The organism is Kitasatospora sp. NBC_01266 (assembly GCF_036242395.1).
GTDB lineage: Bacteria > Actinomycetota > Actinomycetes > Streptomycetales > Streptomycetaceae > Kitasatospora.
The window spans coordinates 1,287,475-1,306,206 of record NZ_CP108458.1; the positions used below are offsets into that span (position 1 = coordinate 1,287,475).

The 18,732-nt window shown below is 71.1% G+C and carries 15 protein-coding genes and 1 tRNA gene; 4 read left to right on the top strand and 12 right to left on the bottom strand.

The annotated features are described in order from the left end of the window. Positions 1–3 precede the first annotated feature (3 nt). From OG403_RS05800 to OG403_RS05845, 10 genes are all read right to left on the bottom strand, one after another. A complete protein-coding gene (locus tag OG403_RS05800) occupies positions 4–1,107 on the bottom strand; it encodes a polyprenyl synthetase family protein (protein ID WP_442910863.1) in 1,104 nt (367 codons plus the stop codon). Between the two features lie 98 nt (positions 1,108–1,205). Next, on the bottom strand, positions 1,206–2,642 hold the full coding sequence (gene hpnE, locus OG403_RS05805; protein WP_329561982.1) for a hydroxysqualene dehydroxylase HpnE: 1,437 nt from the start codon (positions 2,640–2,642) through the stop codon (positions 1,206–1,208). 139 nt (positions 2,643–2,781) lie between these two features. Then, entirely contained in the window at positions 2,782–3,639 is an 858-nt protein-coding gene (gene hpnD, locus OG403_RS05810; RefSeq protein ID WP_329572123.1) for a presqualene diphosphate synthase HpnD, read from the bottom strand. 41 nt (positions 3,640–3,680) lie between these two features. Beyond that, positions 3,681–4,652 carry a squalene synthase HpnC gene (hpnC, locus tag OG403_RS05815; RefSeq protein WP_442910864.1) on the bottom strand — a complete coding sequence of 324 codons (972 nt, stop codon included), beginning with the start codon at positions 4,650–4,652 and terminating at the stop codon, positions 3,681–3,683. A gap of 298 nt (positions 4,653–4,950) precedes the next feature. Then, on the bottom strand, positions 4,951–5,784 hold the full coding sequence (locus OG403_RS05820) for an ABC transporter ATP-binding protein (protein ID WP_329561983.1): 834 nt from the start codon (positions 5,782–5,784) through the stop codon (positions 4,951–4,953). Continuing rightward, positions 5,777–6,715, bottom strand: a complete 939-nt coding sequence (locus tag OG403_RS05825) for an ABC transporter permease (RefSeq protein ID WP_442910865.1) — start codon at positions 6,713–6,715, stop codon at positions 5,777–5,779. The genes OG403_RS05820 and OG403_RS05825 overlap by 8 nt, the downstream gene beginning before the upstream one ends. Before the next feature lie 128 nt (positions 6,716–6,843). Beyond that, positions 6,844–7,689 (bottom strand): glycosyltransferase family 2 protein, encoded by an 846-nt coding sequence (locus OG403_RS05830; protein ID WP_329572127.1) that lies wholly within the window; start codon positions 7,687–7,689, stop codon positions 6,844–6,846. A 101-nt stretch (positions 7,690–7,790) separates the two neighbouring features. Further along, positions 7,791–8,528 carry a CDP-alcohol phosphatidyltransferase family protein gene (locus OG403_RS05835; RefSeq protein ID WP_329572129.1) on the bottom strand — a complete coding sequence of 246 codons (738 nt, stop codon included), beginning with the start codon at positions 8,526–8,528 and terminating at the stop codon, positions 7,791–7,793. A 106-nt stretch (positions 8,529–8,634) separates the two neighbouring features. Then, a complete protein-coding gene (locus OG403_RS05840) occupies positions 8,635–9,696 on the bottom strand; it encodes an iron-containing alcohol dehydrogenase family protein (RefSeq protein WP_329561986.1) in 1,062 nt (353 codons plus the stop codon). Further along, on the bottom strand, positions 9,684–10,439 hold the full coding sequence (locus OG403_RS05845; protein ID WP_329561987.1) for a phosphocholine cytidylyltransferase family protein: 756 nt from the start codon (positions 10,437–10,439) through the stop codon (positions 9,684–9,686). The genes OG403_RS05840 and OG403_RS05845 overlap by 13 nt, the downstream gene beginning before the upstream one ends. 711 nt (positions 10,440–11,150) lie before the next feature. On the opposite strand from OG403_RS05845, the gene idi reads away from it, so the two are divergent. Further along, entirely contained in the window at positions 11,151–11,759 is a 609-nt protein-coding gene (gene idi / locus OG403_RS05850; RefSeq protein ID WP_329561989.1) for an isopentenyl-diphosphate Delta-isomerase, read from the top strand. On the opposite strand, the gene OG403_RS05855 is transcribed toward idi, so the two are convergent. Beyond that, positions 11,669–12,319: an ATP-binding protein gene (locus OG403_RS05855; RefSeq protein ID WP_442910866.1), complete on the bottom strand. Its 651-nt coding sequence runs from the start codon at positions 12,317–12,319 to the stop codon at positions 11,669–11,671. The two genes, idi and OG403_RS05855, sit on opposite strands and share 91 nt — an antisense overlap. Positions 12,320–12,758: 439 nt before the next feature. Between OG403_RS05855 and OG403_RS05860 the strand changes: the two genes are divergently transcribed. Beyond that, a tRNA-Leu gene (locus tag OG403_RS05860) sits at positions 12,759–12,843 on the top strand. Here the strand turns inward: OG403_RS05860 and OG403_RS05865 are convergent. Then, entirely contained in the window at positions 12,808–14,520 is a 1,713-nt protein-coding gene (locus OG403_RS05865) for a recombinase family protein (RefSeq protein ID WP_329561990.1), read from the bottom strand. The two genes, OG403_RS05860 and OG403_RS05865, sit on opposite strands and share 36 nt — an antisense overlap. A gap of 612 nt (positions 14,521–15,132) precedes the next feature. Between OG403_RS05865 and OG403_RS05870 the strand changes: the two genes are divergently transcribed. Next, on the top strand, positions 15,133–16,287 hold the full coding sequence (locus OG403_RS05870) for a tyrosine-type recombinase/integrase (RefSeq protein WP_329561993.1): 1,155 nt from the start codon (positions 15,133–15,135) through the stop codon (positions 16,285–16,287). Further along, positions 16,284–18,731: a tyrosine-type recombinase/integrase gene (locus OG403_RS05875; RefSeq protein ID WP_329561995.1), complete on the top strand. Its 2,448-nt coding sequence runs from the start codon at positions 16,284–16,286 to the stop codon at positions 18,729–18,731. Before OG403_RS05870 ends, OG403_RS05875 begins: the two co-directional genes overlap by 4 nt. Position 18,732 lies beyond the last annotated feature (1 nt).

Sequence of the window (18,732 nt, forward strand, 5' to 3'; positions counted from 1 at the left end):
ATGTCACCTCTCTCGTACCACCACGAATTCGGCGAGGGCCACGAAGCGCTCGCGCACCTCGTCGGCCATCGGCACCTCGTCCAACGCGGCGAGGGCGGTTGTGTGCTGGCGGCGGGCCTCGTCCTGGGTCCAGGCCCGGCCGCCGGCCTGCTCGATCAGCGCGGCGCGTCCGGCCAGCACCTCCTCGGACTCCTCGCCGCGCCCCTTGGGGTCGGCGAGCAGCTCGGCCAGCTGTCGGGAGGCCGCACCGCCTTCGGCGAGGGCGGCGGCGACCGGCAGCGACTTCTTGCGCTGGCGCAGGTCGCCCCAGTGCGGCTTGCCGGTGACCTCGGTGGCGCCCCAGATGCCGAGCAGGTCGTCGACGGCCTGGAAGGCCAGACCGAGGTGGTGGCCGTAGCGCTCCAGCGCGTCCGCGGTGCGGTCGTCGGCCCCGGCCAGTACGGCGCCGATGGCGGAGGCGGCGGCCAGCAGGGCGCCGGTCTTGTTGCCCTCCATCGCCAGGCACTCCTCGACCGTGACCACGTCGCGGTGCTCGAAGGAGAGGTCCTGGGCCTGGCCGTCGATCAGCTTGCGGGTGGCGACGGTGAGCAGCCGCACCGCACGGGCCGCATCGGTGTGGGTCGCGGGCGCCGTGCGGTCCCCGGAGGGATTCGCGGAGTCCAGCAGAACCTCGGTACCGAGGGTGGCCAGCGCGTCACCGACCAGGATCGCCTGGGCCGGTCCGAAGACCGTCCACGCGGTGGCCCGGTGCCTGCGGGTCTCGTCACCGTCCATCAGATCATCATGCAGGAGCGAGAAGTTGTGCACCAGCTCAACGGCCACGCCACCCGGCACTCCGGCAAGTGCGTCGGCGCCTGCGGCCTCGGCCGAGAGCAGGGCCAGCGCCGGGCGGACCGCCTTGCCGCCGTCGCCCGCCACCGGGTTGCCGAGCCGGTCGGTCCAGCCGAAGTGGTAGGCCGCGACCGCGTCCATCGGCGGCGCGAGCCGGGCGATCGCCGCACGCAGCGGCGGGGTGCAGAGCGTGCGGCCTCTGGCCAGCAGCTCGGGTACCGAGACAGGCTCGGCTTGGGCCGTCGCTCCCGCGGCCGTGCTGGGGCGTGCCTCCACGTGTGTTCCCTCTCCGTGGGCCGGTGTGCTGGGGTCGGTACCGGCGCGGTGGGCCGGTGGCCGGTCGATGGGGGCGCGCAGGGCGCCCGGCGGCGCGTTCACCGGGGCCACCGCCCGTCGCCGCGGTCCACCGGGACCCGGGCGCCGGCGGCGCGCAGCGCGGCGTCGGCGGCGGCGTGGCCACTGCGCACGGCGCTCTCCATGGTCGCGGGCCAGCCGGTGGCGGTCCACGAACCGGCCAGCAGCAGGCCGGGGATCCGGGTGGCGGCCACCGGGCGCAGCGCCGCGGTGCCGGGTGCCGGGTCGAAGGTGGCGGTGCGCTCACGGGTGACGAAGAAGTCGAGCACCTCGGCCCCGCGGGCGGCCGGCAGCAGCCGCTCGAGCTCCGGCAGGTAGCGGGCCCGCAGCTCGGAGACCGGCAGGTCGATCTCGTCGCGCACCGCGGACTGGGAGAGCGCCAGGTACTGGGCGCCGGGCCGGGTCCGCGCGGCCTGCGAGTCGGCCAGGCCCGAGTGCGGGGTGCGGTCGAAGACCCACTGCACCGGGGAGTCCAGCGCCGCGAAGAACGGGCGGCGCAGCACCTTGCGGTCGTAGACCACGTGCACGTTCAGGATCGGCGCGGTGCCCAGCTCGGCCAGCCGCTGCTGTCCCTCGATCGCCTCCGGCGGCAGCAGCGCGGCGGCACTGTCCTGGGCGCCGGCCAGCACCACGACATCGGCGCTGAGCAGTTCGCCGTTCTCCAGCCGCACCGCGTGCGGCGGGCCGGACGTGGCGGAGACGGTCTTGAGCTCGACCACCTTGGTGCGCAGCCGCACCGCGACGTCGGCGCGCTCCAGCTGGGCGAGCGCCGCGTCGTGGTGCACGGCACCCAGCGGGACGGCGGCGATCCCGATGTCGCTGGCGCCCGGGTCGCTGAGTAGCCCGGTCTTGAAGACCATCGCGGCCAGCGCCAGCGAGACCTCATCGGCCCGGGCGTTCAGGGTGGCCACCCCGACCAGGTCCCAGAGCGCGGCGATGGTTCGCTCGTTCTGGCCGTGCGCGCGCAGCCAGGCGCCGAAGGAGAGCCGGTCGAGCGCGGGGTCGGCGAGGTCCAGGCGCTGCAGCGCGAGCGCGCCGCGCACCACCCGCAACCGGTCCAGCGGCGCCAGGTGCGGGTAGCTCGCCAGGCTCGCGGCCAGGTGCAGCGGCACCGGCAGGCCGGCCCGGCGCAGCCGGCCCAGCCGGTGCCGGTCGCCGCGCACCGAGAGCACCGGGACGTCGAGGCGGGGCTGGATCTCGACCTGGCCCGTGGCGCCGAGGCGCTCGATCAGGCCGCGGTAGGCGGTGCAGCAGCGCAGGAAGACGTGCTGGCCGTTGTCCACGGTCAGCTCGCCGCGGCGGAACGAGAAGGCCAGCCCGCCCAGCCGGGGACGGGCCTCCAGCAGGGTGACCCGGTAGTCGGCCTCGGCCAGCCGCAGGGCAGCGGTGAGGCCGGCCAGGCCGCCGCCGACCACCACGGCGGTGCGCCGGTTCGTTTCTTCGGCCCGCCCGCTCATCGCACCTCCCCGCTGCTCGCTCGGTACACCTGGGGCTCCCCCTCGGTGCACACCCGTCCCATGCGCAACTTCAGCCAAAACACCGGCCACCCCTCCGGTGATTCCCCGTCGCCGACGGCTGACGGAGGGTCGCAGAGGCTCAAGAACGTCCTCCGGCCAGACCCGAGAGCGCGACGTAGGCCTTCTCCCAGCCCGGCAGCGAGACCCGGCCGCGGAGCACCGACTCCGGCTCGGCGGCGATCCGCCCGAGCAGCCGGTGGTAGATGCCGGCCATCGCCGCGGTGCAGGCGCGGCTGCGCCGGTCCAGCATCGGCAGCAGCCGCAGGCCCTCCTCGAAGTAGCCCTGAGCACGCCGCGCCTCGAAAGCCACCAGGCCGGTGAAGTCAGCGCCGGCCGGGGGCGTGGGCGAGGCGAAGCCCTGCTCGCAGCCGAACCTGGCCAGGTCCTCGGCGGGCAGGTAGGTGCGGCCGTTGACCGCGTCCTCGCGCAGGTCGCGCAGGATGTTGGTGAGCTGCAGAGCCAGCCCCAGGGTGTCCGCGTACTCGGCGCCGCGCTTGGGGTCCGCGCAGCCGTAGACGCCCAGCGAGAGCCGACCGATCGAACCGGCCACGCAGCGGCAGTAGACCTTCAGGTCCTCGAAGGTCCGGTACTCCTCGCCGCGCAGGTCCATCTCGACGCCGTCGATCAGCTCGTCGAAGGCGTCCAGCGGGACCGGGAAGCGCCGGGCGGCGTCCGCCAGCGCCACCTTGATCGGGTCGGTGTCCTCCTCGGTGACCTCGCCCGCCCGGATCTCGTCCAGCAGGGCGCGGGTGCCCAGCAGTTGCTCCTGCTTGCGCTCGGCCGGCAGCTCGCCGTCGCCGATGTCGTCGACCCGGCGGGCCAGCGCGTAGAGCGCCGACATGGCCAGCCGCTTGGGCTCGGGGAGCAGCCTGATCCCGTAGCTGAAGTTGCGGGCCTGCAGGGCGGTGACCGCCTCGCAGTACCGGTACGCCGCCATGACCGGTGCCGACGCCAGTGGTGATGCCGCCACTCGGGCGTTCACCTTCCCTTCGCGAAGATGGCCGCCGCCTTCATCGCCAGGCGGCGCTTGTCGGGCTTCGGCTGCTGGGCCAGCACGTCGTACCCGGCGGCCTCGATGGCCGCCAGGGCCGCGTACCCACCCGCGGTGAATCCCGCCAGGAGCAGTCGAAGCCTTCCCCGAACCGTACCCACCAGCGGCGCGCCGTGGTCGAGCAGGGTCCGGGCCCGGGCCGCTTCGAACGCGACCAGTTCGCGTACCGCCGTCCCCGCGCTGGAAACGGCCAGGTCGGCTTCGGTGACGCCGAACCTGGCCAGGTCCTCGGCCGGCAGGTAGACCCGGCCCCGGGCGAAGTCCTCGGCCACGTCCTGCAAGTGTTCGATCACCTGCAGTGCGGTGCAGATGGCGTCCGAATACTCGATCCGCTCCGGTGTCGCGACGTCGGCGAGCGCGAGCACCAGGCGGCCGACCGGGTCGGCGGACAACGTGCAGTAGCCGACCAGACTCTCGAAGGTCGGATAACGGGCGGTGGTCTGGTCCACCCGGTTGGCCTCGATCAGCCGACGGAACGGCTCGGGGGTGACGGCGCGCCGCCCGATCAGCGGGATCAGGGCGGCGATCAGCGGGTGGCGCGGCGGCTCGCCGGCCGTGCCACCCGCGGTGCGGGGCAGCGCGGCCTCGAAGGCGCGGTCGAGGTCGCCCTCCAGCGCGTCGAGCAGGCCGAGCCGGAAGGCCGTCTCGTCCCCACCGTGCGCGGGCGCCCCGAGCAGCGCGGCGGTGCCGGCCGGGTCGGCGAGGTCGCCGTCGCCGGCGTCGTCGACCAGGCGGGCGTAGCCGTAGACGGCCATCAGATCGTCGCGCCAGGCCGCGGGCAGGAAGCCTGGGGCGACCGGGAAGTTCTCCCGGGCCGCCTTGGCCAGCGTGTCGCCCTGATCCGGACCGTCCGCCGCAGCGCTACCCGGCCGCGCCGAAGACTGAGCCGAAGCCGTCACTGCCGTCACTCCCCCGTTCTACACCGGTGTGGACCTTGGGACCCGATTCGGACACGCTTCCCCCGCAGGCTGGGCCGCTCCCGGACCCCCACCCTTTCATCTCGGGTCACCAGCCGAAAAGACCACCCCCCGGCGCGCCGACCCCGCTCACCCTCCCGGCGCACACGCGGGGGCGCGGTGACACACCGTGCGCCGGCGGGCGCACGGTGGATCGCCAGGGGCCACAATGCCAGAGCCGGTGCCCGGGACGCTCGCGCGTTTCGGGCACCGGCTCTGCGGGCTTTCGGTACGACCGGCCTTACGGGCGCTCGCCGCGCTCGTACATGCCGACGACCTCGTCGGTCGGGCCGTCCATGATCAGCTTGCCGGTCTCGATCCAGATGGTCCGCTCGCAGGTGTCCCGGATCGCGTTGTTGTTGTGGCTGACCAGGAAGACCGTACCGGCCTCCTTGCGCAGCTCGCGGATCCGGTCCTCGCTGCGCCGCTGGAAGGCCTGGTCACCGGTGGACAGCGCCTCGTCGATCAGCAGCACGTCGTGGGTCTTGGCCGCCGCGATGGAGAAGCGCAGCCGGGCCGCCATGCCGGAGGAGTAGGTCCGCATGGGCAGGTTGATGAACTCGCCCTTCTCGTTGATCCCCGAGAAGTCGACGATGCTCTGGTAGCGCTCCTTCACCTGGGCCGGGCTCATGCCCATGGCCAGGCAGCCGAGCACCACGTTGCGCTCGCCGGTCAGGTCGTCCATCAGGGCCGCGTTCACACCGAGCAGCGAGGGCTGGCCGTTGGTGTAGATGCCGCCCTTCTCGGTCGGCAGCAGGCCGGCGATCGCCGACAGCAGGGTCGACTTGCCCGAGCCGTTGGAGCCGATCAGGCCGACCGCCTCACCCTTGTAGGCGGTGAAGCTGACGCCGCGCACGGCGTGCACCTCGGTGATGGCGGGCGACTTCTTACGGGAGATCAGCCGGCTCAACGCGGAGGTGGCGCTGCCCTTGCCGGCGGAGGCGCCGTGCACCTTGTAGACGATGTGCACGTCGTCGACGACGACCGTGGGAACCCGGGTCTTCTGCGCGGCCTCGACGGCCCGCCGGTCCCGCTCCTGGCGGTCGGTCTCGGTCTTGGTTGCGACGTCAGCCACGTCCGTACTCCTCTTCGGCCTTCCAGAAGAACACGTAACCGATCACGAAGGCGATGACCGCCCACCCGAGGGCCATGTCCCAGACGTGGGGCGGCAGCTTCTCCGCGTTGCCCCCGTAGTGCTTGCGACTGTAGATGCTGGGGATCATCGCGTGCCGGAACAGCTCCATGTACACGGAGGCGGGGTTCGCCTGGGCGATCACCTGCACCCAGTGCGGCCACTTGTGCACGCGGTCCGCGATGCTGTACATCACGCCGGAGAGGTACATCCAGGTGCGCAGGACGAACGGCATCAGCTGGGAGACGTCACTGGTCTTGGCGCCGATCCGGGCCATGATCAGGGCCAGGCCGGTGTTGAACAGCGACAGCAGGAACATCGCCGGGATCACCTGGAACCAGGTCAGCCCCGGCATCAGGTTGTTGCTCAGCACGATCGCGACCAGCACGACCATCGAGATCAGCAGCTGCTGGAGCTGGATCACCGTGAAGGCGATCGGCATGCAGGCACGGGGGAAGTGCAGCGCGCGGATCAGCCCGAGGTTGTACGAGATCGCGCCGGTGCCGGACTGGATCGCGCTCTGGATGAACTGGAAGATGAACACCCCGACGCAGAGCCACGGGATGTACTTCGGCACCGAGTTGCCGCTCAGGATGACGCCGAACACCAGGTAGAAGACCGCGCAGTTCAGCAGCGGCGTGACAACCTGCCACACCTGGCCCATCTTCGCCGTGGTGTACTGCGCCACCAGCCGCGCGGTGGCGAACGCGACGATGAAGTGTCGACGCCCCCAGAGCTGCTTGGTGTAGGCGAGAAGGCCCGGGCGACGGCCACTGACCGTCAGGCCGTACTTATCGGCGAGCTGCTTGGGGGTCAGCCCGGTATCAACACCCCCAGGTAGAGAGAGGTTGATCGGTTCACTCACTGTCGACACATTCGTCCTTCACGGGATCGGAAGTCCGGCTGCTGGCCGGGGGGCAGTGGCCGGGCTCTCGACGAGGGGAGAGCCTTACGGATCACGGGGGACCCGGACGGCGGCGTGGTGTTCGCCGACCGGGATGATCAGATGACCGGCGGTCTGCCCAACCTGGTCAATCGCCATACAGTACGCCATCGCATCGGCCGTCGCTCACCGCACGGTGTGCGCCGACCTTCCCGGAAACCGCCCCACCAGGCCTTGCGTGCCTCCCGCGGGGGACGGCGGGCCAGGGTGAGCAGAATCCAGGTGCACAGGTAGAGAGGCACCAACGGCACCGGAAGGTTCCGTCGGGCCAGCCACACCCGGTTGCGGGCCACGTTGTGGAAGTACGCGGCATGCCGGGCGGGCGAGGTGGTGGGGTGGTGCAGCACGATGTCCGCCCGGTAGTCGATCGACCACCCGGCATCCAGCGCACGCCACGCGAGGTCGGTCTCCTCGTGGGCGTAGAAGAAGTCGGCGGGCAACTGCCCGGCCTGCTCGAAGACCGTCGAGCGGACCGCGCTGGCGCCGCCGAGGAAGGTGGTGACCCGTGAGGAGCGCAGCGGGTCGGCGGCGCGCAGCCGCGGCACGTGCCGGCGCTGGGTCACACCGGTCTCCGGATCGGCGATCCGGAAGCTGACGATGCCCAGGCCCGGGTCGGCGGTGAACGCCTCGCGCAGCAGCCGCGCCGAGTCGGTCAGCGGCAGCCGGCCGTCGTCGTCCAGGAAGAGCACGGCGTCCACGTCGCGGGCGTTCGGGCCGAAGAGCTCGATGCCCACGTTGCGTCCGCCCGGGATGCCGAGGTTCTCCGGCAGCTCGACCGTCCGCACTCCGGCGGGCAGCGGCGGCAGCGGGGCGCCGTTGCCGACCACGGCCAGCTCGACGGCCGGGCCCTGCTGGTCGAGCACCGACTGGATCAGCGCGTTCAGCTCCGCCGGGCGGTTGCCCATGGTGATGATGACCGCGCCGAGCCGGAAGCCGTCGGCCTGACTGCCGCCGGTGGCGGCGGTGTTGGTGACAGCGGCGGTGTCGGTGGCGGCGGTGGTGTCGCTCATCGCAGCCTGCTGGAGAGGACGATGCTGAGCAGGTGGAGCACGGTCTGGAGCATCGCGATGGCGGCGAGCACCACGACCGCGAGGCGGGTGAAGAAGAGGCCGCCGTGCACCTGGTCGGCGATGCCGGCCGCCAGGATGAAGAGCGAGGCCTCGACCGCACCGACCAGCCGGTGGAACTTGAGGAAGGAGGCCGCCCGGCGGGCCTTGGCCACCCCGGAGGAGCGCGGCACCGCGGCGCTGTCCTCGACCGCGGTCAGCCCGCTGCGGGCCCGCGCCACGTCGACCAGGTCGGTCTCCGACTTGATCAGGATCGCGCCGAGCGCCGCCAGGGTGCCGAGGAAGGCCCACTCCCAGTGCGACCCGCTGCCGTTGCGGTGGAGGAGGTCGGCGCCGCGCAGGCCGAGCCCGGTGAGCAGCGCGGCCTCCGACATGTAGTGGCCGACCCGGTCCAGGTAGACGCCGGTCAGCGAGGTCTGCCGGCGCCAGCGGGCCACCTCGCCGTCCACGCAGTCCAGCAGCAGGTAGACCTGGATCAGCAGCGCGCCGACGATCGCACCGGCGATGCCCGGGATGAGCAGCCCGGCACCGGCCAGGACTCCCGTGAACATCATCAGGTAGGTCAGACCGTTGGGCGTGATCGCCGTGAACGTCGACAGGATCCGGGTGATCCGCAGCGAGATGCTGCGCATGTAGAGCCGACCCGCCCAGTGCTCGGCGCTACGGCGCTGGAGCATGCCCGCCGGGTGGATGACGGCGCGCAGCTCCTCGATCGAGGGGCGAACCGTGAGGTCGACCGGCGGCCGCTCGGCGGCACCGGGGCGGGCGACCGGGGGGCTGGACTCAGCTGTTGACGGCTTGGACATAGTCGGCGTACGCGTCCCTGATCGCAGATGGGGAGAGGTCGAGGTGCTCAAGAATGGTGAAGCGGCCCGGCCGGGTATTCGGAGCGTAGTGCACCGCTTCGGTGAACTCCGCCTCGGTGAAACCGATCTGATCGGCGGTCACCGGCAGCCCGTGGGCCCGCAGGCGTTCGACGATCAGCCCGGTCAGTTCCCGCTCGCCCCGCAGGAAGCTCGCGAAGGCGGCCCCGAGGCCGACCTGCTCGCCGTGCTGGGCCGAGCGCTTGGGATGCAGCACGTCCAAGGCATGCGAGATCTCGTGGCAGGCGCCCGACGAGGGCCGGGTGCTGCCTGCGATGCTCATCGCGATGCCGGACAGTACCAGTGCTTCCGAGAGCGCGGTAAGGAGGTCCGGGTCCTCCAGCACGCCCGGGTGCCGCAGCAGGCTCTCGCCCGCCGAACGGGCCATCGCCACCGCGAGTCCGTCCACCTTCTCGCCCGTGACGCGCTGGGAGAGTTCCCAGTCGGCACAGGCCGAGATGTTGGAGAGGACGTCACCGACGCCGGACGCCACGAAGCGCTGCGGGGCCTGCCGGATCACGTCCAGGTCGACCACGACGCCGATCGGTCCCGGCACCCCGTAGGAGCCGCGTCCGGCGTCGTTGTCCAGCGTCGAGACGGGAGAGCAGATGCCGTCGTGCGCCAGGTTGGTGGCGACGGCGACCACGGGCAGCCCGACCCGCGCGGCGGCGTACTTGGCGGCGTCGATGATCTTACCGCCGCCCAGACCCACCAGGACGTCGTAGTGGCCGCCGCGGACCTCGTCCGCCAGCCGCACCGCGCCGTCCAGCGTGCCGTCGGCCGCCTCGAACCAGTCGGCGTTCGGCAGCAGCGGCCGCAGGCGCTCGCGCAGCCGGGCTCCCGAGCCGTTGCTGATCGCCATCGCGACCCGGCCGCCGGTCGACAGCCGCTGGTCGGCCAGGATGCCGGCCAGCGAGTCCAGTGCGCCCGGCCGGATCTCGACGAAGAGCGGGGAGGGGATCAGCCGGGTCAGTACTGGCACGCGATCTCCCGGGCCTTCGCCAGGTCGGCGTGGTTGTCGACCTCGACCCAGGAGACCTCGCCGATCGGCTGGACGTCGATCCGGAAGCCGTTGTCGACCAGCTCCTGGTAGCCGTCCTCGTAGTAGAGCTGCGGGTCGCGCTCGTAGGTGGTGCGCAGCGCCTCGGCCAGGTCGGCGGCGGCGGACGGGTTGATCACCGTGACGCCGATGTACTCACCGGTCGCGTCGAGCGGCTCCATCAGCTTGGTGATCCTTTGCATGCCCTTGACCGGGTCGACGACGACCTTCATCTCCTCGTCGGCCAGCTGCTTCACGGTGTCCAGCGCGAGCAGGATGCCCGGCGCCCGACCCTCGGCGATCAAGCGGTCGTTGCCGTCCAGCATGGTGCGCTGGACCGAGGCCGGGTGCACGGTGTCGCCGTTGGCCAGCAGCAGGCCCTCGCTGAACAGGTCGCGGGCGCACCAGAGCGAGTAGGCGTTGTTCCACTCCTCGGCCTTGTCGTTCTCGACCAGGGTGAGCTTGACGCCGTACTTCTGCTCCAGGGCCTCCTGGCGCTCGTACACGGCGTCCTTGCGGTACCCCACGACGATGGCGGCCTCGCGCAGGCCCACCTCGGCGAAGTTGCCGAGCGTGAGGTCGAGCACGGTCTTCTCGCCATCCACCGGCACCAGCGCCTTGGGGAGCGTGTCGGTGTACGGGCGGAGCCGGCGGCCGGCTCCGGCCGCGAGAACGAGGCCGATCATGCGGGGTCTCCTGTGCTCGTCTGTGCTCGTCAGTACTCGTCGCCGGGTGCGCGAGTACTCGTCACCGGGTGCGCGAGTACTGACTGCCCTGGGGTTCCCCTGTACCGACCCGCGGGTCGCGCACGTTTCACGAGGTCAGGGCACCGGCGCGCAGTCCGCGCCCGCACCCGCACCCGTACCTGCCCGCCCAACGGGACGACTCCCCGGTCCCGCCGCTCGGCGGTGCACCGTGTCGTATGTGATGGTAGGCGACCGGCGCGACCTGCTCGAACGCTGCCCCACGCTACGGCGCGGGTCGGACGGGGCCGCCGGGCCGGGCGGTGAGGAGGTCGTGGCGAGGACGTGGCGGGGGCATGGCGGAGGCATGGCTGGGGCATGGCGAAGGGGCGGCTGGGGTGCGGCGGAGGCGTGGCTGGGGCGTGGCTGGGCCGCGACCGCGATGTGTTAAACAGGTGATTGATTCTGGCCGCTGAACTGCACACGTGTACGTTTCCAGGGCGCTCGGCAGCCTGTTCGCGCCGGTGTTCCCGGGGCTGGTGCGTCGAATCGGTCCCAGCGCCCCGGCCATGCGGCAGACTGGCAACCGACGCTCTCCGTACGCCACACAGCACCACCCGCGACGGAGGCGTGCTGCCGTCCGCTGGACCGGGGGGGCTTTCCCGGGTGCTACACCCGGGTGGCGGCGCCGGTCCCCGTGCCGAAAGAGGCGCTATGTCCGAGAGTCGATCGACCAGCCTTGCCGCCGAGCCGGCCGCCGCTCCCGCCACTGGTACGTCCGGATCCGCCGAGATCCTGCTGGAGCTGGTGGACGACTCGGGCGTGACCATCGGCACCGCCGAGAAGCTCTGGGCGCACCAGGAGCCGGGCCATCTGCACCGGGCCTTCTCGGTCTTCCTCTTCGACCAGCAGGGCCGCCTGCTGCTGCAGCGCCGGGCGCTCGGCAAGTACCACTCGCCCGGCGTCTGGTCCAACACCTGCTGCGGCCACCCCTACCCCGACGAGGCGCCGTTCGTGGCCGCCGCCCGGCGCACCGCCGAGGAGCTGGGCGCGGCCCCCAGCCTGCTCTGCGCCGCCGGGACCGTGCGCTACGACCTGCCCGACGAGGCATCCGGGCTGATCGAGCGGGAGTGGAACCACCTCTTCGTCGGCCTGATGACGGACGAGCTGCGGCCCGACCCGGAGGAGGTCGAGGACACCCGTTTCGTGACCGCCCGCGAGCTGAAGGAACTTCAGGCCGAGAAGCCGTTCTCCGTCTGGTTCACCACGGTGTTCGAGGCGGCGCTGCCCGGGATCCGGGAGATCGCGGGCCGGGACTGGTAGTCCTGCGGAACGGGGGCGGCTGCGGGGGCAGGGCCGGGCAGCGGTAGTGAGGCCCAGATCACCTTGCCGCCGTCCCCGGTCCGCTCCACGTCGCAGGAGCCGCCCGCCGCCAGCGCGATGCTCTTCACCAGCATCAGTCCGCGCCCGCCGGTCTGCTCCGTGTCGCTCTGCACCGCCTTGGGCCGGTGCGGGTGCCCGTCCTCCACCGCCACCCGCACCTGCCCGCCGCCGATCGTCAGCTCGGTGGTCACCCGCGGCGAGAGCACGGCCGCGTGCGTCACGGCGTTGGTGACCAGCTCGGAGACGATCAGCAGCAGCCCGTCGGTCAGGTCCTCGTACCGCTCCCCCAGCAGCCCCCGGTCCCGCAGCAGATCACGCACCACATGCCGCACCCGCGGCACCGAGCACTCCTGAGCGCCCGCGACGATCCGCCACAGCCCCTCGCCGGCCGGCTCCACTTCGACACCCTCAACGGCGATCTGTGCCCGCTGCCACTGCGACGACTGCTGCGGTTGCCGCTTCTGCAGCACCGTCGGCGTCGTCGCACTCGTCCGCTCCACGTCCTGCCACCCTTCGTCCGGGCCTCGGGAGGCGTCGCCGGCACCGGCCGACTCCGGCCGACCATCCGGGAACGGGGCGTTCCGTTCAGGGCTCCCCTTCACTTCCGAGGCTAGGAGAGCCACCGGACTCCCCGTGCCCGGTCGAGGAACTTGCCCCCGCCAGACCGTTTCCGACCGACCATGACCACTTCAGCCCACTCCTGACCACCTTTCCCCGGGCCGCCGGCGCAGGACCGTTCATCCTGCCGCCCGTTCGGCACGGTTCGCCCGCATCGCGGCTGCCGGGTGCACCGCCCCGGCGGTCCGCCCGACCGCTCGCCCCGGAGTCCGTCAGCGGGCGAGAGCGCAGGTGAAAGGGTGTGAGGAGCACTCCGAAAGCCTGATAGTGTTCTCTCTGTCGCCGCGGGGACAGCACGAAAAACCCCGAGGCACACACCCTGTCCGGGTGGCGGAATGGCAGACGCGCTAGCTTGAGGTGCTAGTGCCCTTTATCGGGCGTGGGGGTTCAAGTCCCCCCTCGGACACTTCGATACGTACATGAAATCTGCGGGTCGTGACTCCACAGTCACGGTCCGCTTTTTCATGTCGTAGACCAGGTTCAGGCCGAAGCTCTCGTAGATCGGTGCCTTGCGTTCGGGTTCGGCCCGCAGGAGGCGGTCGGTGAGATCGCCGAGGTCGCTGATCAGACGTTCGATCTGCTGGTGGGTGAGCGGGGCCGGGATCTCGGCGGTGAGCTGGTTGAGGCGCTGCTGGGCGGTGGCCTGTTGGAGGCGTGCTTCGTTGATCCATTGGGCGACTGTGGCGGGGTCGCCTCCGGCGTCGAGGGTGGCGCGGTAGCGGGTGATGTTGGCGAGCGCGGTCTCGACCTCGTGGCGTGCGGCCTGGACGGTGACCGGATCGGGGGCGGTTGTGGTCTGGGCCTGCTGGAGTTCCGTGATGGTGCGCTTGAGGCGGCTGGGGGCGAAGGCAGTGCCGATCCAGCGGTCGAGCGCGGGCAGGATCACGCTCTCGCGCAGGTAGACGGTGGGCGGGTGGTCGAGGGCTCGGCTCTTGGCGTACTCGGCGGGGTAGCTGCACCGGTAGTGGGGATGGCCGTTGTTGAAGGTGCCCTGCATCTTGCGGTCGCACAGGGCGCAGCGCATCAGGCCGCGCAGCGCGTAGGTGCGGTCGGTGGTGCGGGGTTTGCGCTCTACGGGGTGGGTTGCGGCGGATTTGGTGGCCAGTTTGAGCTGGACCTGTTCGAAGTCGCCGGTGGTGATGAGGGGTTCGTGGGCGAGGCCGGCGGACTTGATCCACTTCTCGGGGTCGTTCCAGCGCAGCTTGGTGATGTGGCCCAGCGCGACGTCTTCGACGTCGAGGAGGACCTCGTCCTTGCGCTGGCGGTTCCAGACCTGGTGGCCGGTGTAGCGGGGGTTGAGGAGGATGACGCGGATCGCGCTCTTGGCCCAAGCGTTGCCGTGGCGGTGCGGGTTGCGGGCGCGGTCGTGGGCGGAGGGGCAGGGGATGTTGTCGCGGGTGAGGCCTTCGGCGATGGCGTACAGACCTTTGCCACGCAGGTACTCGGCGAAGATCCGCTGGATGACGGGGGCAGCGGTCGGGTCGGGCTCGAGGCAGCGCAGGCGCTTGCCGTCGCGGGCCTTGATGGGGTTGGGGTGGGGTCCGGCGTCGGCGAGGCGGTAGCCGTAGGGCGGGCGGCCGCCGAGGTAACGGCCTTCGAGGGCGGCCTGGGACGCCATCGCGGTGCGGACCCGGATCTTGATGCGGGTCCGTTCGCCCTTGGACATGCCGCCGAAGACGGACATGACCAGGTCGTGGGCCTCGCTGTCGGGATCCACGGCGCCACCGACTTCGGGCACCCACAGCTGAACGCCGTAGTGGGCGAAGACGGGTTGGGTGAGGCCGTACTGGTTGCCGTAGAAGACGCGCTGGGGTTCGCCGATGACGACGGCGTCGAACCCTCGGTCGGGATCCTTGAGGGCGGCGAGCAGGGCGGCGGCCCGGGGGCGGCGCTTCCAGGGCAGGGAGCGGGAGTAGCCGACGTCGAAGAACTCGGTGACGATCCGGCCGCCGGCCGGGGTGATGAGCGCTTCGGCGCGGGTGCGCTGCCAGTTGCGGGAGGTCTCCGGGTCTTGAAGGTCCTCGGTGGAGACGCGTCCGGCGAAGGCGAACGCGAGGGCAGTGGGACTGGGGGTGGCGGTCATGGGCAACTCCAGGGGCGGCTGGCGGTTGGTACGCCCCCGTCGTAACTCGGACGGGGGCGAAGGGCCAGTCGGCGCGACGAGTTCACGGCTGTCGACCGATGGATGGGGGCCCTGTGGCCTGGGCTCGTTCGGCCTTGAGGAAGGCCAGCAGGGCTGCGGCAGCGGGGCTGGTGAGGGCCGGTGGGTGTTCGGGAAGCACCACAGTGACGGTCACGGGCGGAGGTTCGCCGTGCTGCCGGGCAACGCGTGCTGTCGAGCCGTCAGAGCGCCGTTGGCGCGGCGATTCAGGCCGCGGCTGGCGATCCTCGGCCGGCGAGGTGCCTGGCATGTCAGCTCCGGTCCGAGGCGGCGTGCTGCTGGAGGAGTTCGGTGAGGGCTCCGGCTGCCTGGTTGACGACCACGGAGTTGCCGAGCAAGCGCAGGCGGGCGGTGCGCGAGATGCCGGGCACACCTGTCCACCCGGGCGGGGTCCCCTTTCGTCGGGGTGGGTTTGAGGGCGTGCACTGTCGCATGGGGAGTGCTTCATCCGTGTGTGCAACTGCTTCTGTAGGTTTGTCGGGCATGTCTTGCATGGCGTCTCCCTGGGGTTGGTAGTGCCGGGTGGGAGGCGTGATGGAGGAGTTCAGATCGTTCTTGGTGAAACTGCCGTCCGGGATCAACTACTGGACGGTGCTTGATGCGGGGCTGCGGCCGGTGGTCGCGGCTGACGAGTTCTTGATCAATGCCCGGTTGGGTCGGGATCTGGCGGAGTCCACGACGCGTGCGTACGCGACATCGATCGCCCTGTACCTGCGGTGGTGCGCGCGGATCGAGATGGGCTGGCCGCAGGCGACGGTTCGGCTGGGCCGGTTCGTGCACTGGTTGCAGCACGATGCTGGCGACGGCGAGAACCTGGTGGTGCTGGTCCGCCCGGTACGCGGTGCCCGACGGGTGAACTGCGTCCTTTCCGCAGTACGGGAGTTCATCCGGTTTGCGGTCTCGACGGGCCTGGCGGACTCGGCGGCGCTGGAGCCGCTCTACGACTTGGTCCCGGTCTGGGACCTGCCACCGGAGTTGCGCGGAGAAGGGCAGACCCGGTGGCGCTCTCGGGCCCGGCACCGGCTGCGTGAGGCCGAGTCGCTTGTGGACGCGGCGTCACCGGAGGAGATCCTGGGTCTGCTGCGAGCATGTCGGAACGCCCGGGACCGGTTCATCATCGTGGCGTTGTGGCGAATGGGCTTGCGCCGGGGTGAGTTGACCGGTGTTCGCCGCGAGGATGTCCATTTCCTTGCCGATGCCTCGCGGTTGGGCTGTGGGATCGCCGCAGCTCACCTGCATGTCCGGCGCCGGGAGAACGTGAACGGGGCGGCGGCCAAGTCGCGTCGGCACCGGCCGATCCCGGCGGACTGGCTGGTGGTGCAGGCTTACGACCGGTTCATGGCCGAGCGGGATGCCTGCCGGCAGGCCCAGGGGTGCGATTTCCTGCTGGTGAACCTGTTCCGGGCGCCGTTGGGGGCGCCGATGCGTCCGCAGGCGTTGAACGAGTTGCTCGAGGCGCTGTCGCGGCGGGCCGAGCTGGAGCGCGGGGTTCATCCGCACATGGCTCGCCACGCGTTCGGTTCGGGCGTCGTGGCCGCCGGTGCGACCTTGGACGAGTTCAAGGAGCTCATGGGTCACGCCTCGTTCGCCTCCGGCGAGCCGTACTTGCATCCCGATCCGCGGCGGTTGCGGGCTGCGGTGGAGAGTGTGCCGTTGCCCCGTGAGATTCCCAGCGAGGTGAACTGGTGAGTGCAACTTCCCTCCGTCCCCTGCCGGTTGATCCGCAGCATGAGGACCTGGCCCGGCTGCGTGCCCGCCTGCGTACGGACTTCCTGACCCGCGCCGGCTGGGACGAGGCCACCGGTGTGCTCACGCCCGACCGGCGGGATCCGCTGCTGGGCCTGGAGGACTGTCCGGTGGCGGACTGCCGGGCTCCGCTGCCGAGGCGGGCGGCGAAGCTCTGTGACCGGTGCGCCAGGCGGTTCGAATCCGCTGGAGTGGCGTGGGAGGAGTTCCTGCGGCTGCCCGGCGGCGGCATGAGCTTCGGGGACCGGACCTGCACGGTCGCCGGGTGTCCGCGGCCCGGCCGAGGCCGGGAGGCGCTGTGCCAGGCCCATACCTGGCAGCGCACGCAACGGCCTGCCCTGACAGTAGAACAGTGGGCGGCCCTTCCGGGAGTCGTGCCGTTGAGTGATCTGGGGCGGTGCCGCGCGATCGCCTGCATCCGCCGCGCCAGCGCGGTCGACCTCCGGTTGTGTCAGGCGCACCATTCCCGCTGGAACAAGCAGCGCAGAGCTCTGGCCCTGACAGTCGAGGACTTCGACGGCTGGCTCGCGCGGCAGACCAGTGTCGCGGTGGGACAGGTCAACATCCTCACACCGCTTCCCGAACGGGTCCGGCTCGAAGTCCTGCTCGCCCTGCAACAGCGCACCGACCTGGGCCTGCGGACGTTTCCGACCGCCCTGCGCTACCTGATCAACCTCCTCCACACGCGCCAGGCCGCCTCGCTGCTGGGTCTGACCGGCGTGCCCAGCACCAGCATCCGCACTGACGCCGGGGCCCTGCTGCGATCGCTGACAAAGGAGCTGTACTGCCATCTGTCCGGCCCGGACGTGGAATCCCGCCGTGACCGGTGGAATCTGCAGGTCTTCGGCCTGCCCGGAACCCTGGACTTCACGCCGATCCGTCAGCGCTGGCTGCGCGAGACCGTCAAGGCATGGACGATCGAAGACCTGCCCCTTCGCTACGGCAAGCAGCAGGCCAGCCAGCCCCGCCAGGTGATCAGCGCGATCACCCTCCTCTCTGAAAGCCTGCACCTGAGCGCCTCCGAGGGCGGCGAAGTACCGGCGCTGCTGGGCCGCTCGGACATCGTGGCGTTCTGCAACCGGATGTCCCATGCCGAGCGCACAGGGCAGATGACCCTGGACAGCCGAATCCGGCTCGTCCGCCTGGCCCGCCGACTCCTCGACGAGGCCCGCCAGCTGGGTCTCACCCGCACAGGCGGCCCGGCCGCCGGGCTGCCGGGCGACTTCAGCCTGCGGCGCGGCGACATCCCCACCGAGCCCGACAGAGGCGAGGCCGGCCGCGACCTTCCCCCGCACATCATCCGCGCCATCAGCGCCAACCTCACTGTATTGCAAAAGCGTTGCGGCAAGGCGGAGCGCCGGATCACCGAGATCCTGATCGACACCGGACGCCGTCCGGAGGAGGTCTGCGCGTTGCCCTGGGACTGCCTGGTTCACGACAGCACCGGTCAACCCGTGCTGGTCTACACCGACTTCAAGAACAACCGGATCGGACGTCGCCTGCCCATCCCGCACGACACCGCGCAGGTCATCGCGGCCCAGAAGAAGGACGTCACCGCCCGCTTCCCCGATACCCCGGTGGAACGGCTGGCCCTGTTTCCCCGGGACGCGGGCAACCGGGACGGCGCCAAGCCGATCGGCGCGGACGCCTACAGCAACGCGCACCGGATCTTCATCGACGCCATCGCCCACCTGCTCATCGACCACGACGGGCTGCCGTTCAACCCGGCTGCCGTCGTCCCGTACGCCTACCGGCACTCCTACGCTCAGCGGCACGCCGACCAGGGCGTCCCGCCCGATGTGCTGCGGGATTTGATGGGCCATCGAAGTATGCGCACGACGGCCGGGTACTACCGGGTCTCCGCGCACCGATTGCGTTCGGCGGTCGACAAAGTCGCCCGGCATCAGTTCGACGGAGCCGGCAACCGCGTCTTCCAGCAGGCCGCGGCCCTGCTTGCCGACGACCGTACCCGCATCGCCGTAGGCCAGGTCGCCGTTCCGTTCGGCATGTGCACCGAACCCAGCAACGTCAAGGCTGGCGGGCAGGCATGCCCGTTCAAGTACACCTGCATCGGCTGCGGCCATTTCCGTAGCGACCCCTCCTACCTGCCGGAGCTCAAGTCCTACCTGCAGCAACTCCTCGCCGACCGTGAACGCATCACCGCAGCGGCAGAGTTGACCGAGTGTGCTCGCGCCCAGCTGATGCCGCCCAGCGAACAGATCGACCAGCTCCGCGCACTGATCCGCCGCATCGAGACCGACCTCGACCAGCTCAGCGACACCGACCGTGACCAGATCCAGAAGGCGATCACCGCCCTGCGCGGCGCCCGCCAGCGCGTGGACCTGGGCATGCCCACCATCCGCACACCCCGGACTCCGGCCGAGTGAG

Coding starts and splice junctions, on each gene's coding strand:
- hpnD (WP_329572123.1), bottom strand. CDS start 3,639: ATGGCGGCGTACCGGTACTGCGAGGCGGTCACCGCCCTGCAGGCCCGC.
- OG403_RS05845 (WP_329561987.1), bottom strand. CDS start 10,439: ATGATCGGCCTCGTTCTCGCGGCCGGAGCCGGCCGCCGGCTCCGCCCG.
- hpnE (WP_329561982.1), bottom strand. CDS start 2,642: ATGAGCGGGCGGGCCGAAGAAACGAACCGGCGCACCGCCGTGGTGGTC.
- idi (WP_329561989.1), top strand. CDS start 11,151: ATGTCCGAGAGTCGATCGACCAGCCTTGCCGCCGAGCCGGCCGCCGCT.
- OG403_RS05830 (WP_329572127.1), bottom strand. CDS start 7,689: ATGGGCAACCGCCCGGCGGAGCTGAACGCGCTGATCCAGTCGGTGCTC.
- OG403_RS05835 (WP_329572129.1), bottom strand. CDS start 8,528: ATGCTCCAGCGCCGTAGCGCCGAGCACTGGGCGGGTCGGCTCTACATG.
- OG403_RS05870 (WP_329561993.1), top strand. CDS start 15,133: ATGGAGGAGTTCAGATCGTTCTTGGTGAAACTGCCGTCCGGGATCAAC.
- OG403_RS05865 (WP_329561990.1), bottom strand. CDS start 14,520: ATGACCGCCACCCCCAGTCCCACTGCCCTCGCGTTCGCCTTCGCCGGA.